Origin of the sequence: Paenibacillus peoriae KCTC 3763, from assembly GCF_000236805.1 — a bacterium.
Lineage (GTDB): Bacteria > Bacillota > Bacilli > Paenibacillales > Paenibacillaceae > Paenibacillus > Paenibacillus peoriae.
In genome coordinates this window covers 58,465-74,904 of sequence record NZ_AGFX01000020.1, presented here as the reverse complement: position 1 = coordinate 74,904, position 16,440 = coordinate 58,465, and the positions used below count along the sequence as shown (strand labels likewise).

At 49.1% G+C, this 16,440-nt stretch carries 9 protein-coding genes; all 9 read right to left on the bottom strand.

What is annotated here, in order from left to right; translation table 11 throughout:
- Positions 1–165: 165 nt before the first annotated feature.
- On the bottom strand, positions 166–3,039 hold the full coding sequence (locus KQI_RS26865) for a glycoside hydrolase family 9 protein (RefSeq protein ID WP_010347301.1): 2,874 nt from the start codon (positions 3,037–3,039) through the stop codon (positions 166–168).
- A 411-nt stretch (positions 3,040–3,450) separates the two neighbouring features.
- Positions 3,451–4,092, bottom strand: coding sequence for a 50S ribosomal protein L25 (locus KQI_RS0113460; protein ID WP_010347300.1), 642 nt, complete (start codon positions 4,090–4,092; stop codon positions 3,451–3,453).
- Positions 4,093–4,278: 186 nt separating this feature from the next.
- Positions 4,279–6,723, bottom strand: a complete 2,445-nt coding sequence (gene pulA, locus KQI_RS0113455; RefSeq protein ID WP_010347299.1) for a type I pullulanase — start codon at positions 6,721–6,723, stop codon at positions 4,279–4,281.
- A 231-nt stretch (positions 6,724–6,954) separates the two neighbouring features.
- Positions 6,955–8,610: an amino acid ABC transporter ATP-binding/permease protein gene (locus KQI_RS0113450; RefSeq protein ID WP_010347298.1), complete on the bottom strand. Its 1,656-nt coding sequence runs from the start codon at positions 8,608–8,610 to the stop codon at positions 6,955–6,957.
- The gene (locus tag KQI_RS0113445) at positions 8,603–10,756 is read right to left on the bottom strand and encodes a DUF454 family protein (protein ID WP_010347297.1); all 2,154 of its coding nucleotides are present in this window, start codon (positions 10,754–10,756) and stop codon (positions 8,603–8,605) included. Before KQI_RS0113445 ends, KQI_RS0113450 begins: the two co-directional genes overlap by 8 nt.
- A 218-nt stretch (positions 10,757–10,974) precedes the next feature.
- A complete protein-coding gene (locus tag KQI_RS0113440; RefSeq protein WP_010347296.1) occupies positions 10,975–12,120 on the bottom strand; it encodes a mannitol-1-phosphate 5-dehydrogenase in 1,146 nt (381 codons plus the stop codon).
- The gene (locus tag KQI_RS0113435) at positions 12,117–12,551 is read right to left on the bottom strand and encodes a PTS mannitol transporter subunit IIA (protein WP_010347295.1); all 435 of its coding nucleotides are present in this window, start codon (positions 12,549–12,551) and stop codon (positions 12,117–12,119) included. The genes KQI_RS0113440 and KQI_RS0113435 overlap by 4 nt, the downstream gene beginning before the upstream one ends.
- Positions 12,548–14,626 carry a BglG family transcription antiterminator gene (locus tag KQI_RS0113430; RefSeq protein WP_010347294.1) on the bottom strand — a complete coding sequence of 693 codons (2,079 nt, stop codon included), beginning with the start codon at positions 14,624–14,626 and terminating at the stop codon, positions 12,548–12,550. Before KQI_RS0113430 ends, KQI_RS0113435 begins: the two co-directional genes overlap by 4 nt.
- Positions 14,627–14,708: 82 nt before the next feature.
- Entirely contained in the window at positions 14,709–16,187 is a 1,479-nt protein-coding gene (locus KQI_RS0113425) for a PTS mannitol transporter subunit IIBC (protein ID WP_010347293.1), read from the bottom strand.
- Positions 16,188–16,440: the final 253 nt, after the last annotated feature.

The following is a 16,440-nucleotide window of genomic DNA, read 5'->3' as shown; positions in this document are numbered from 1 at the left end:
CCCTATCCAACATTTAAACTGCCACAAATTATACCATCAGCCTCCAAGTAAATATAGCAAAACCGGGGAATACCGCTTGATCACGATACTCCCCGGCTTATTTAAACCTAGGATACTGTTGTTCGGTTATTTGCTTTTTCAATTGCAATCCAAAACAGTCTTACGTTACGGTTCAATGCCCCAAACGAGCGTACCGTTCTGATACAAGGTTACGTGGTCCCAGTTCGTAAACGAGGTCTTCGTCGGATCGAACGAATAGTCGTCCGCTTCGTTGTAGTTCGTCCAGTCGTTCTTGTTGATCCGGGCCTGGATTTCGCCAGTGCTGCCGCCTGCTGCGATGCTGCCCGCGCCGAACGTTATTTCCAGATAAGTGTCTGCGCCCGCTTTCGCCGTCGGCATCTTCACCAGCTTACCGTTCAGGTTGCTACAGCCAACCTGCGCCCAGTCGCAGTTAAACGTCTGCGGCTTGTCCCCGTCGATCGTGTACCAGTAGCGGATCGTCAGGTCTGACAAAGGTACCGCGCTTGGGCCGTTGTTAACGATATTGAATTGCGGCTTGAATTGGTTGTCGCCTGCATTCGTATCCCCGGCTTTGTACTGCAGCGCGAGCGCTCCCGGTTTGCCGCCTTCCGAAGCCTGCGGCGTCACGCTTGCCTGATCTGAATTCTCGCTCTCGCCGGCGCTGTTCGCCGCGTTTACCACGTAGTAATACGTTGTATCGTTCGTCAGTCCCGTGTCGATGTAGGTTGCCGAGGTAACGGTAGCTATCGTCGTATACGGACCGCCGCTGGTCGTCGCGCGTTTCACGCTATAGCTTGTCGCCCAGTTCGACGTGTTCCAGTTTACCGTCGCCTGCGCATTCCCCGCCGTTGCCTTCAAATTCTTCGGCACCGTCGGCACGATCGGAGAGCTGCTTCCACCGTCCGGTTCATTCCCGTATACTTTTACACCGTTCAAGTAGACCGGAACATAAGGAGAGATCGCGGCTGTACTCGTAATACCCGTATGGCTCCAGTCGTTCGTCGGATCCCAGTGACTCTTGTAGTTGCGATCCTGCTTGGCAATCAAGCCAAATTGAAGATCACGGTCCCCATATATTGGGGAGTCGGCCCAATCGAATTGGTAATAATAAGTGCCAGCAGCCGCATCGACCGCAAAAGGACCCGTCACCTTAACGGGAACACCACTAAGCGTTTTTTGTTCATCATAATAGATTTCCAAAGATACGTCGTTAATGCTTTGTCCGGCTGCCAGCAATTCGCTGATCGAGAAGTAATATCTCGCGGCCATCCCTGTTTCGAAGTGCGGGGGATGAACAGATTCATTGTGAACGGTGAGTGTAACCTGCGACCGTTCAGTATTTTCCTGCTCCAGCTTGGCTTCCGCATAATATTCGTCCGTTTTCTCCTCTTTCGGCGGGAAGTCCGCCAACGGCTGCTGTCCCTGACCATAATGCTGATAAAGCCCGGCCAACGCTCCAACAAGGCCTGCATTATAATCAATCGCTACCTCATTGTACACAAAGTCGGTCGTCACATCATTATGGACATCGTCCGTATCCGGGCCGCCGACGAGAGCTCCCCAGAGAACGTGCCGATGCTCTGTCGGAGTGGTCATGTTGTTCGTTTTGGAGCCATGGGCCGCACGATGATGCGGATGTTTGGCCGATTGCTGCGGAGTTGGAAATCCAACGATATAGGAATACCCCATCGGGTTGTCCCCCATGATATAGTCCATTTGGCTTTTCGCCCATTCCGCAAACTCGGTCTTACCCGTATATTTGCTGTACACGAGCGCGCAAAGCTGGGCAGCCGCATTATATCGGGCGGACCCCCACGTGCTAATAGCCCCGAATCCAGCAGGACTCTGCTTCAGATAGGTCTTATCGTTCGGGTCCTTGTGCTGGATTTTACCGCCGGACCAGTATTCCAGATTCCAACGGGCAAAATAATCAAAGTCTGGATTGTCTGGAAACAAGGTGGCCAATTTCATGAAAACGCCGCCCCATACGGTATCCCAGCTGTGTACCCAAATGTTTTGCCAGCTATCGGAAGTACTTCTGATGATTTTTTTCATATATCCGGTGTACATGCCGTCCGGTCCCGTAGCGTTGATATCGTGGATATAGTTCATATCGCCCGTCGCAGCGTATAGCCAGACCGCCGCCCAAGACAAATCGTCTTCGTCGAAGCTCGAATTGTAAAATCCGTCCGAGTTGCCGAGCCCTCTATAGGTTTGGGCAAAACGGTAAAGTGCCTTGGCGTTCTCCAGACACGTCGATGCATACTCGGCATCGTCGTTCTTCATATTTAACGACATAATTGCAAGCGCTGCGGCCGCCTCCGCCGCTTGATCGCTGGCCGGCGTTTCCGCTGTGGCGAAAGTAGCCGGACGGGGATACTTCGCCGAGTCTTGCAATTCCGGCGGTCCCCAGTACGTGTGATCCACCGTGCCGTTGCCCACCATGTAGTTAAACGCGATCACATTACCGCTGCTGTCGCGAAAAGTCGACCTTAACAAATAGTCTGAAAACCATTTCAACTCTTCCAGCATATGCTCTTCTTGCCCGCTCTGGCGAAACGCATCGCGAAACTCGTAAAATCCCCATCCCAAAGTCGACGCAGTATAGGATTGGGGCAACCCAAACTTGACATGGTCGCCGGCATCGTGAAAACCTCCGCTGACATCCACAGATCCATTGCCATCGGGGTCCAGAACCGCTTTATTACTGTTGATAAAATTGGCCGACATATTCGTCATGTTTTTGGCCGTCCCGTTGATTCCCAGAGGAATATGCGCATCCGAAAGCTCGGAGTCCCCGCGCCACTCCAAATGTCCACCCGTTATGCCCTGGCCGGACTTCTCCGCATCATAAAAATACAGTGATTTTTGCAGGGCCTCCGCATAGTTATACTTGGCGACATCCGCCGCTTTTGCGGGCACGGCCAAAAAAGACAGCGAACTTAATGTCATAGCCGTTGCAAGCGCTGCGACTCCGCATGTCCGAAAAACGCCCAAGAAGCGTTTGCTGGTCTTCATTGTATTATCACTCCTTTGCTCTAATTGTTTCATTCTCTGGTAACCTCTGTGGAAAAACATGCCTTTCCGGTACAAATTTCCGAGACCCTAATCTGTTCCAAATCAAGGCCTATTACAATCTCCTCCCCTTTGTGTACGAAAATTGTTTCTCTCCACCTCATCCCAAGATAATTAATTTAAAATAAAATTTTCCAAAATAGTCTCACTTGCTCATTATAACTAAATCAATTTGCAAATGATGTAAAATTTTGTCGAATAAAAGGTGTGATTTTTTCAGCTATTTATGTAAAGAGGACCAAGCCGCGGATAAAAAAATGATTTGAAGGACAAAAAAAAAGAAACCCCCGAAGGAGCTTCTTTATTATTTATAAATAGGTAATACGATTGTAGAGTCTGCAACGAGCAATAAGACTAGGCCTCCTTGTTTTCGGAAGCCTCTCCGCCGCCTCCAGTTGCCGCCGCATCACCTTCCACAGCAGCATTTTCTACTCCAGCCGCACGCGAGACAATAATAGAAGCAAGCAGCTCCTCTCCAGGAACGTGGAGTGTTACTCCTTTTGGTAGCTTCAAATCGCTTGCGCTGACCTTGTCACCAACCTCCAGTGCGGATACATCGACCACAATGGTAGATGGCAAATCGGCGGGAAGCCCCTCGACTTCGACTTCCGTTTCCTGCACTTGCAAAATCCCACCCTTTTTTGTACCTGCAGGGGTTCCTTGATAATCAATAGAAACACGCACGCGAAGCGGCTTGTTTTTGGAAATTTTCAAAAAATCGGCATGCAGCCAATGATTGTCACGCTGTTGATAATCTTTAATAATAACCGGAATCGTCTCTTTGCCCTCTATTGTGAGGTTAAATACCTCTGAACGTCCAGTCTTGACTACTTTATTAAATTCCTTGGCATCGACATGTACAGGGGTTCCTTCAAGCTCAGAGCCGTAAACCACAGCTGGAATCCGTCCTTTTAACCTCAAGCCACGAATGGCAGAACCTTTCTTCTCTGTTCTCGGCTGGGCGGTCAGTTGAATACTTCCTCCATTAGAACTCATGATATACAACCTCCTTCAGGTTATCTTACCCATGATTTTCTCCAAGAATCTTGCCTACTAAACAAGTCCATAATTCTATTTTACCCTTTTTTTCTGAAACTGACACACGTTTGCAAAAAAAATAGCATTTTCGAAATCATCGAAAAATGCTATTTTAGGATATCCGAGGCAACCAGCCATAAAAATCTAGCCCGCCCGGTTATCGTTTACCAGCAGCAAATATTCATCTTGGCCACTATGAATCAATACCTGCATCACAGACTGGGTCGTGTCTACTTCAATATATCGATCTGCCTCAATATCCTTGGCATCCCATTGATTGAGCCGAACAATGTAGCCGATTCGCTGTACATCAAGGGCCACCTGAATACGCGCTACCGCACGGCCATCCTTCAGATCGCGTAATTCTACTTGTCCGTCCCGGCATCCAGTTCCCCATACCCATACATTCCAGCCGGAATACTGCCGATCTTCACGCTCATAGATCAATTCAATCGTACGAAAAGAAGCCGTTTCGCCTGTTGCGATTTCCTGATCCTTTTCCTCATCCGAATCTTTCGCTCCATTCTCCACTTTCCCGGTATCCTGATCATACAACACCATCATCGACCAGCGCGAAACAGTCACCCGTTGGCCTGCTACTTCATATCGTATCTCGTTTCCGGCCCCATGTGCATCCACGACAACATGCCAGCGGTCCGATTCAGCAGGCAGTAATACCGTTTGCTCCGTATCCGAACCGTTATAAATGACCACAATATGATTCCATACGTCGCCGTTAGCATGATGCCTCAGCGCAAAAGCCACCACATTTCCGCTGCTTTGCAACACCTCCATATGCTGCTCTACCAGCTCACGATGATCCATCCGAAACGCCGGGTGACTGCGTCGCAAAGCGATTAATCCCTGATAGTAGTCAAAAACCGGGCGAAACCTCGCTTTGTTAGCCCAACGTATGGCATTCACCGCATCCACGCTACGATAGCTGTTATGATCTCCATATTTGGAGCGCAGTAGTTCATCACCTGCATGGATAAAAGGAATGCCCTGAGAGGTCAGCACCATGCCGTTTGCAAGCAAGGATTTTCGTACGGTTTCATCCTCCAGCACATCTTTTTCATCCAGCTCCCGATATGGATCTGCTTCAGCCACCGCTTGTTCGGCTGTTCTCCCATCCTTTGGCTTCCCTTGCTCCCATTGCGGAAAACCGCAGTGCTCCCGCAAACGTCTCACCGTTAAAATTTTATCCCACAGATTGAGATTATCATGCGCCGTTACATAATTAATGCTCTCCGAAGGCTGGGCTGTAAAATCATGAATAGCGCCAAAGGCGCCTTTAAGCACCTGTTCCTCCTGATTCCATGCCCCCGTAGCAAAGCCGCTCCCTGTACCGTCGCTGTCACCCTTTATAGCAGAGCGGTAGTTGTCGTTAAAAACAGCAAAGCCCTTGTCTCGCTGCGTTCCTTTTAACGTAAGCAAAGGCTGCGGGGACTCTCCTCCCGTCCAAGGCTCACCATAGATCAGTAGATCGGGACGCACCTCAGAGCGCAGTTCCTGTGTAAGCTGCTCCACCGTCGGTGTATCTATCAGCCCCATCAAATCAAACCGGAAGCCGTCTATATGATATTCCTTAGCCCAATAGCGCAGTGAATCCTTGATATACTTGCGCACCATCGGGCGTTCGGTTGCCACCTCATTACCTACGCCCGATCCGTTGGTAAGCTGTCCCTGCTCATCTGTTCGGTAATAATAACCGGGTACGACAGGCTCAAACGGTCCCTTTTCCACCGAATACGTATGATTGTACACGACGTCCAGAATGACACCAATACCAGCAGTGTGCAGAGACTGCACCAGTTGCTTCAGCTCTCGTATACGCGCTCCCGGATCGGCCGGATTCGAAGAATACGATTCCTCCGGTACATTATAGTGCTGTGGATCATAGCCCCAGTTATATTCGGTTTTAAATTCCGCCAAATCATTCAGCGTATGGAAATCAGCCACTGGGAGCAAATGAACATGTGTAATGCCCAGCTCCAGCAAATGATCCAGCCCGATGGTGTTACCCGCCGTATCCTTTAAACCCGAATACGTAAAGGCCGCAAACTTCCCCTGTACGGCAGACAAGTCCTTTTCACCCGCATTAAAATGTGTATCCATTGAAAAATCGCGCACATGAAGCTCGTAAATAACGGCATCCGTGGCCCGCTCCAGTGTAGGACCCGTATCCTCTTCCCACCCGTCCGGGTTGGTTGGCGCCAAATCAAGGATCGCCGTACGCTGTCCGTTGGCTGACACCGCTATCGAATAAGGATCGACGGCATAATGAACGGTGCTGTCCGCCCACTCCAGCCTGTACATATAATAATATCTGTTCCAATCACCTTCCAGCTCTACGGACCATACACCTTGATCATTACGGCTCATAAAAAATTCCCGGCCGCCGCCATGCTCCTGAACGTTCCCTTCCTGATCGTACACTCCCGCGTCGTCATACAACGCTACATGAACCTGCTGGGCAGTCGGTGCCCATACTTTGAACAGACTGCCCGCAGATGTATAAGTCAGACCCAAATCATAGCCTTCATATGTGGGATATGTTGTGTGCTCCAGCTGTTTGAAATCAGACATTCCTGTTCACCACCCATTTCTGTACATCGGCTTCCAGCCTCTGTTCATCCATCATTTATGATGTTTATGACTCGTCAATATACCTCTGGCTTTAGCAAAATTTTCACCTAATAGGCTATCAAAATATGACAAGCTTGAAAAGTCGGATGATTTTCAATACGGATGCTGCTTCCATTTCACACGTACACTCCATTTTATGACAAAATCATGAACAGGCTACAGCATCAGCCCTCAGGACAATCTGCGATGATCCATTTGGAAAATATTATCGGCAATCCGCATAGTGGAGCTTCGGTGCGAAACAAGGACAATGGTTTTGTCCTGCTGCTGTTCCATTAACGATTTTAAAATAATGGCTTCATTCAGGCTGTCCAAATTGCTGGTAGGCTCGTCCAACAGTAGGAGAGGCGCATCATGGACAAAGGCTCTGGCCAGTCCCAACCGCTGACGCTCGCCACCGGATAGCCTGTCCCCCAATTCTCCGACACGGCTGTCATATCCTTGAGGCAAGGTCATGATAAAATCATGCACCGATGCCTTGCGCGCTGCTTGCACAACCTGCTCGTGCGTTGCATCAGGCTTCCCGATTTTGATATTGGCTGCAATCGTATCATCAAACAAGAACGTATTCTGATCGACATAGCTTTGCAACCCTCTCAAATGTCGGGTCTCTATTACTTTCAAATCATGTCCTGACAGCAAAATTTCGCCCTGCTGCGGGTCCCTGAATCGCATCAGCAGCTTAAGCAGCGTTGACTTGCCAGAGCCGCTTTTCCCCTGAATGCCCGTAATCCGCTTATGCGGTATCGTGAGACTTACATCATTCAGCACGGTTTCACCACCGTATGCAAAAGTAACCCTGTCTACCTCTGCCCCAGTAAAAGCAACGCTCATTCCGTGAACATTTTCCTCTACCTCCGGGGTTTCCTCCAGCAGGCTCAGCACTCGTTCCCCGCTCGCCAGCGTTTGAAGCAGATTGTTGGACAGATTGCTGAGCGCGACCACCGGGCCAAATGAACTGAACAAAGCAATGACGGAAACCAGCATACCCGTAAAGCTAACCTGTCCTTTGGACATGCCGTACAATCCAGCCAGCAGCATCAGGAAGGAAAATCCCACTACAGCCGCATCTGTTACCGCTCTTGTGATACCTTCATGCTGCTTCAAGCCCTTCTGCTTGGCATCCAGTTGATCTGTGCGACGGTTAATCTCCGCCAGCCGTTGTTCCCCGCGTCCGAATTGTACGATTTCCTTCATACCACGTAAGCTGTCCAGAAAATAACTGCTAAGCTTGCCGAAGCTGCTCCGATACTCCATCCCCTGACGTCTGCCCATACGCGACGTTAATAGTGGAATGAACAGCCCCACAGTTATGTAAGCAAGCGCAGCCAACCAACCTAATCCAGGTTCATAGGAACCTATAAAAAGTACCATGAGCAGCGAAGTCATGATGCCGATCATAATCGGCGCTATCGTATGCGCATAAAATACCTCCAGCAGCTCAATATCACTTGTAATCAGTGAGATCAGATTTCCCTTGTCCTTGCCTTCCAGCTTGGCAGGAGCCAGTCTGCGCAAAACTTGAAGCACCTTGTCACGCAGCACAGCCAGCAGCTTGAATGCCAGATAATGACCACTCATTTGCTCGCCATAACGAAATGCGCCGCGCAATACGGCACAAGCAACGATAGCTGTCAGCAAAAACGTCATGCTGTAGCCTGTGGTGATGCCCGTCGCTGTCAGCAGAGCAAGAGCTCCGTATACAATAATGCCGATAGCACAAACAAAACCAAGCACCCCGGTAATGATCGTTATGAGCAGCACAGGTAAAAGGGGCCCGGCCAATATCAATAATTGGGCCATGATCCGTAATCCATGTCTACGCATATACAGCACCCCCTTTGACAAATTGTTCTACCCGGTGTTGACTGAGGTACATCTCCGCATAATGTCCCTGCTGACTCAAAAGCTCCTGATGCGTGCCGGATTCTGCCAAAAGGCCGTTTTGCAGCACATAGATGCGGTCAGATTGGACAACGTTTTCCAGTCTATGCGAGATAAGAATGACTGTTTTTTGACCTGCCAGCGCATGGATAGCCTCCATAATGCCTTCCTCACTCTCACTGTCGATGTTAGAGGTAGCCTCGTCAAAAATGTACACATGGCTATCATGCAGCAGCGCTCTGGCCAGCGCCAGCCGTTGTCGTTGTCCACCTGACAGATTCGCTCCCTGTTCCTCCAGCTCCAGTTTCAGCCCTCCTTGAGAGAGAATAAAGTCATACAGCTTCACCTCCCGCAAGGCTTCCAGCATTTGTTCCTCGTCTGCGTGCTCATTGCCCATTCTTAAATTAGCTTCAACCGTACCTTTGAAAATATAGCTGTTGAAGCCAATCCAGGTCATATGACGCATGCGGCTTTCTTCCGAAATATCGGTAAGCTCGGTTCCTCCCACGGTCAGGCTTCCTCGGTATCCCTCATGATGGCCAACAATCAATCCGGCTACCGTACTTTTACCAGAGCCCGATTCCCCAACAATCGAAACGAAGCTGCCCTGAGGGATATCCATGGATATATTTCGCAAGGTATCTCTTTCGTCGTAGGCAAAACTCACTTGCTCCAGTCGAATATCCGTATTTTCTATGCTTTCTTTTCCTTGGACAAGATCCTCCGTGCTCAACATTTGAAATATTTTGTCACTTGCTGCCATTCCGTTCATGGCGATGTGAAAGTAAGAACCCAGCAAACGCAGCGGAATGAAAAACTCTGCCGACAGTAACACAATGATCAGCGCTCCCGCCAAGCCAATATGGCCCGAACCATATTCGCTCACCGCAACCAGCACGCCCGCAGCGGCACCGCCATATGCGATAAGATCCATGATGGCTACGGAATTTAGCTGCATGGTCAGCACTTTCATCGTCATTTTGCGAAAATCCTCAGCGGCTATATTCATTTCCTGATGTTTCTCCTGGTCTGTACCGTACATTTTGAGCGTCGTCAGACCCTGTACATTTTCCAAAAAGCTGTGACCCAAATTGACATAGCTGCCCCAGTATTTTCGAAACAGCTTTTTAGCCATCCGCATAATAACAATGATCGACACCGGAATCAGGGGTACGCAGATCAACAGAATAATAGCAGCCTTGAAGCTGATAAAAGATAGAGTGATGAACAATGTGACGGGGGCAAGCAGACTGTAAAACAACTGAGGCATGTATCTGCCGAAATAAGTCTCAAGCTGCTCTACCCCTTCTACAGCCACCTGAATAACCCCCGAGGTGGATGTATGATCCGTATACGAGGGTCCCAGTTTCAGCAGCTTGCCATAAATTTGCGAGCGCAGTGTTTTTTTAGCATTCACCGAAGCCCGATAGGACAACATACTCGCTGCATAGTTGCTGAGGCATCGCACTGCAATGGAAGCAAAAACAATGATCGTCGTCGATAAGATCAGCTTTCGAGTCACTTGTCCGGTCCATGCCTGCTGCAAAAGAAAGGACATGGACAACACAGCGGCTATACTGCCTAAAAGACCGATCCACTGCACCAGCACGCCCAATATGATATATTTTCGAGAATGTTCTACCAGACCGAGCAGACGGCTGTCGACCATTTTGGACCTTTTTTTCGTCGTAGGGGCGGCTTCGGATGGAGAGGGAGTTTCTACCGCAGCTCCCTTCACAGTCCCGATTCGGAATATAAAGAAATAATATTTAAACAAAATAACCATAACGATCAGCGTTTTGGCCCAGACTGTGGGGGTGAAAATAAAGCCCGTAATCAGCATGGTTGACGCTAAGCCCAAGGATATGATTTTCGTAGACAGCTTCAACGATCTTGTTTGGACAAAGCTCTCCAGATGTTTATGGTATAAAGAGGTGTTCGAAAACCATTGGTGAAGCCTTTCAGACCCCCGCATAAAGAAAAAAGCCGCCAGCAGCAAAAACGGCGTAGTCGGCAGCAACGGCACCACCACACCAATAACTCCAAGTGCCAAAAAAAGAAACCCTAAGGTTATATATATCGGTTTCACTGTAATCCTCCCTAATAAAATAAGATCATAATTATCATTTTAAAGATAATGATAATCATTATCAATATAAAAAATTCAAACTAGTTGTTATGTGATGTTTATCACGCATAATAAAAAATCCTCTTGAAGCACATCATCCGTACAACACACTTTAGTGCTGATGCAGATGCTTTCCCTTCAAGAGGATTATCGATAATTAAGTTCGTATACTCGTTGTTTTATGAATTTATAATATCATATTGCTCCAAAACCTGCCGGTGTAGCGGGTGATCTGGGGGTATGGATGTATAACGTGTCAGCGCCACACCCAGTCCTTCGCTGCGGATTACCTGCTGTAGCTCGACCGCCTCGGGATCTTCCGCGATATCAAATTTACAGGCAGCAGCCATTCCTAACGCCAGATGATCCGTCGGGATGCCATACTCCTGTGCTTGCAGCGCGGGACGTACAAGACGGTCATTGGGAGACAGCTTGCGCAATGGTGAACGTCCGACCCGAGTAACCTCGTCTGTCAGATTAGGATTGCGGAAGCGATCCAAAATTTTGGAGATATACTTCTGATGCTCCCCTTGATCCAAACCGAAGCGCTTTACAAGTACCGCCCCTGTTTCCTCCAATGCTCCTTGTATCGAATCCACCACTTTGCCGTCCTTCATGGCCTCCTGAATCGTAGCATAACCTGCCATATAACCCAGATAGGCCGCCACGCAATGCCCCGTATTCACCGTGAACAGCTTGCGTTCAATGTAAGGCTCCAAATCTTGCACGTAAAGGATGCCTTCGATCTCTTTATGGTCAGGAGCCATTTGCGAACGATCCACTACCCACTCGTAAAAAGGCTCTACCTGTACATGCAACGGGTCCTCATGATGCTGAATCGGGACAATCCGGTCTACAGCAGCATTGGGAAAATACACTGAAACCTCTGCCTTGGCACGGGTCGCTTCATCCAGTAGTGCAAAGACATGCTCTTTCAGTTGGGCGCTACCCCCGATTGCATTTTCGCAGGCGATCACATGTAGCGGCCCTGCCCCTCGTTCTACCCGCCGCTTGATTCCCTCCGCGATGCCTGCTGCAATATGCTTGAGGATGCTGACGCCCACTGCGGTCGTTACCAGATCAGCGTGATCTACCGCATCCGCTACATCCACTGCATCTTTGCCGTCAATTGCCGTTACATTCGTGACCGTCTCCGTATCCTTGGTATCATTCGCCAACTCTACAGTGTATTGCTTGCGGCGGCGTAACTCGGATATAAGCGCGTCGTTAACATCCGAGAAGACGACCTCATAGCCTGCACGCGACAGAATCAATCCGATAAAGCCGCGACCGATATTTCCTGCTCCAAAGTGGACGGCTCTCATAGTTCCATCTCACTTTCAAACAAATCAATAATTTCCTGAGGGGTCACCGCGTTACGAAGTTTGTCCATGTTTTCTTCCTCCGCAAACACCATAGCGATCCCCGTTAGAATCTCCATATGATCGCCGCCTTGTGCTGCGATGCCGATCACCATATATGCTTTTTCTTCCCCGAAATCTACACCTTGCGGGAACTGAATGATCGAGATTCCTGTCGATTGAATTAACGTTTTGGATTCCTTCGTGCCATGTGGAATAGCCAACCCATTCCCGATATAAGTGGACACGATCTCCTCGCGTTCAAGCATCTTGTCAATGTACTCACTTGTAATATGTCCCGCATCCAGCAGGATCTGTCCAGCCATGCGTATCGCCTCATATTTGTCTTTGGCGGTTGCGTTCATTTTTACTTTATCTATCGACATTATGCTCACGGTAGGTTCCTCCCTGTTCCTAATTTACTGTGAAAAAATTCAGCCAGTTCACTCGATATATAATTGGCAATATGCTCCCGACTACCGCTCTCCAGTAGCGTAACCATCTCTTCCTGCAAAAGTAATGCACTAATCTCGCTCAATACCTCCAAGCTTTCTCTCGGCAGCTCACGAGGTCCCAACATCAGCAGCACGCATTCTACCTGTTCGCCTGCATCCGTCAGCAGTGGCTCTGTCAGCTTATACAAGGTAAGCGAAGGCTGGCGAATATAGTGGCTACGCGTATGAACTAAAGCAATCGAGGTATCAGGAATAACCTGACTACCTTGGCGCTCTCTTTCCATGAGTTGTGCAGCAACGGCAGACGGCTCTGTGACATTTCCCCGTCCCGCCTCCAGCATGCATATGGCCTGTACGGTAGCCTGCATATCCATCCCCTGATTTTCAAGCGGATATACTTGAAATTGCTGTACAATGTGTACAATTTCCTCGAGACTTTTCCGCAGCCCGGTAAGCCACTCCATGCCCTGACCGGGCTGAATAGTCTGTTCCTGCTGATGGTCATTGGGAAGCTTGAGTGTAATATGCTGGATAAAGTTACGCAGCCGGTCACTCTCCTCCTGCGTCAGCAGCGGGCTGATCTTGAGATATCGATCCGGTTCAAGCGGCAGCTCCACTGTCGAAATGATCAGATCATAATCCTCCTTCGGAATTCGCGCCGCCTCGAACCAAGACGCCCTATCTACAATTTTGATCTGTGGCAGCTCCTTGGCGAGCCTTGTTGCCAGAAGTCTGGATGAGCCAATGCCGCTCGTACAGACAACAATGGCCCGTACCTCTCGCCGGAATTGTCGCAGCCGTTCCAGCGAAGCGCCGAAATGCATGACGAGAAATCCGATCTCTTCATCCGGTATTTCCATTTCTGTCATGTCTGCGGCAGCCTTTTTCACCGAGTCGAACAAGCTGCCGTAATCCTTGCGGATTTGCTGCAGGAGGGGGTTACGGATCGACCTGCCTTCCTTCAAACGTTTGAGTACCGGAGCCATATGGGCAATCAGCCCTTCACGCAGTACACGATCCTCGGCCATTGGCGTGCCTGTCTCTTCCTCCACACGGCAAATCAACTCATGAACTGTCTCCAGCAGTACGAGATCATCCAGCGGCAGCAGCCGGGTGGAATGATCCTCGGCATCACGAAACAACAGCCTGAAATAAGATCGTTCCGGCTCTGGAAAGTCCATATCCAGCGCCTCTGACAATTCCGTGCATATGCGTTCCACCATAGCCGCGCGCAGCATGATATGCTCGTCCGAATCTGTTTTCGAATACGAGGGACGATGATCCACAACATACCCGAGTCGCAGACGTGCTAGCGAAACACAAATTTGAATCAGCAGCTCCATATATTTGCTTTCCACCATGTTTTCCAGCCATTGATCATGGGGCTGCCAGAGAGCATTTTCCACGGTCAGCAGATTCCCTCTGCCAATCATTTCCAATAATTTGTCAGCGACACGCGTCACTGGACGAAGCTCCTCCCGGCTGGAAAACAAATCTGATTCATCCAAATATTCGAGAGCCAGCTCGGAAATCGCCCGCCTTTTGTCCATCTCCCGGCCTGTAATCTCGACACCGTATCCGCGTCTGCGCACAAGCACGAGTCCACGTTCCCTGATCCAGCCTTGCAATTCGTCCAGATCATGGCTGACAGTAGTGACCGTGACCTTCAAATCAGAAGCCAGCGCCAGCAGCTTGATCGGCTCCTGTGTATCCAGCAGCATACAAAGAACCACGATCTTTCTTTCCTCAGCCGAATATTCGTCCGACTTCGTATGCATCAATTGCTCCCGCAGGCTTGCAAGCTGAGCCGGGTCGGCATCCACATAGATACCGATCCCTGATTTTTTCTCTAGCTTTACCTCATGAGCCGCCAGCCAATGCTCGACTGCACCGAGTTCACGGTGAACTGTCCTTGTGCTGACATTGATCTTCTCGGCAATTTCCCCAGCCGTAACCTCTTGGGGCTGGTCCAAAAGATATTCCACGATGTCAGATTGTCGTTTCGTAATATTCATAAGCGCATACCGTTCCTTCCCAAGCTCTCATCCCTTCAGCAGGAAATACAAACTGTACACAGACGACCTGACTTTACGGGAATTAAGAATCGGATTTCAGACGTTCCACCAGCGCTTCGTACTCAGGGCTTTTCAGGAAATTGTCGATGGAAATATGCTCGGCATTCGGGGCTACCGTTTTAGCCCGTTCTGTCAACGTTTTTTGCGTAATGACAATATCCGCATCCTGTGGAATTTCACTGATTGCCGTGTTCGTTACCGTAACATCCACACCCGCCTGCTTCATTTTTTTGCGTAAAATCGAGGCGCCCATAGCGCTTGAACCCATACCTGCATCACAGGAAAAGACGATCTTGTTAACTTCTGATTTATCCTTAAGCGTTCGATCGACGGCAATCTCGGCAGCACGATCAGATTCGCGGTTATCTTCCGTTACAGTGGCGTTAGCACTTGCACTCTTGCTTTGACTTTTCATATCTTTCATGCGGGATGCGGCTTCCTCCAGCCCCTCTTCTTTTTGCTTACCTGTCTTGAGAAGTACTGCAGCAACAGCAAAGGCTACGACCGCACCAGCTATCACACCGCTCAGCATCGGCAAATATCCGCCTTTTGGTGTCATCAGGAAATAAGCGATGATACTACCTGGTGAAGGAGCAGCAACCAGTCCGGCACCTGTCAACATGAAGCAGAAGGTTCCTACAACGCCCCCCGCTATAGCAGCAAGAATCAGAATCGGCTTCATCAAAATGTAAGGGAAATAAATTTCATGAATCCCGCCGAAAAAATGAATGATTACTGCACCAGGAGCCGACGACTTCGCAGATCCTTTACCGAACAGACAATATGCCAGCAAAATACCGAGCCCCGGCCCAGGGTTGGATTCAAGCATGAACAAAACGGATTTGCCTGTTCTTGCAGCTTCCTCCAGTGCAATCGGACTCAATACTCCGTGATTCAGAGCGTTATTTAGAAATAATACTTTTCCGGGCTCAATAATGAGGTTGACGAGCGGCAAAAGCCCTGCGTTCACCAGGAACTGTACCCCTGCCGACAACACCTGACTAATAATTTGCACAAACGGGCCGATCACCACATGGGCAAGCAGTGCTAAAATTGCACCGATAATCCCGGCTGAGAAATTATTGACCAGCATTTCAAAACCTGATTTGACTTTGCCTTCAATAGCCTTGTCGAACTTCTTCAATACCCATGCAGCCAGCGGGCCAGCTACCATCGCGCCCAGGAACATCGGGATATCTGCTCCCACAATGACACCCATGGTCATAATGGCCCCGATCACACCTCCGCGCTGTCCGTGAATCATCGTGCCACCTGTGTAACCAATCAGCAGCGGCAGCAAATAATTTTTCATCGGATCAACCAGTTGGGCAAAACCCTCGTTCGGGAACCATCCGGTCGGAATAAAGAGTGCCGTAATCAACCCCCACGCGATAAAAGCTCCCATATTGGGCATAACCATACCGCTGAGAAAACGGCCAAAACGCTGTACGGCGACGCGAGCGCCTCCATTTGAATTGGACTTTGCGTCCACTGTGCTCATATTCATATCCTCCTTGTTGGTAATAGCAACACTACCTTTTCTCAAGATTCATACTAAATGACAGCGTTATCTTCATCAACGAAATGAAAACGTACTTTCGTCATGAACGTTGATGACAACATTTAAATTTAAATTAACAATAAGGTATTATACCCTACATAATTCTTCTTAATATGGCCTGTAACCATAAAAATTAGCCGGAAATCCATACTGTCATTTGTACTACTCTTACAAGGGGATAAGCCTCTTAACA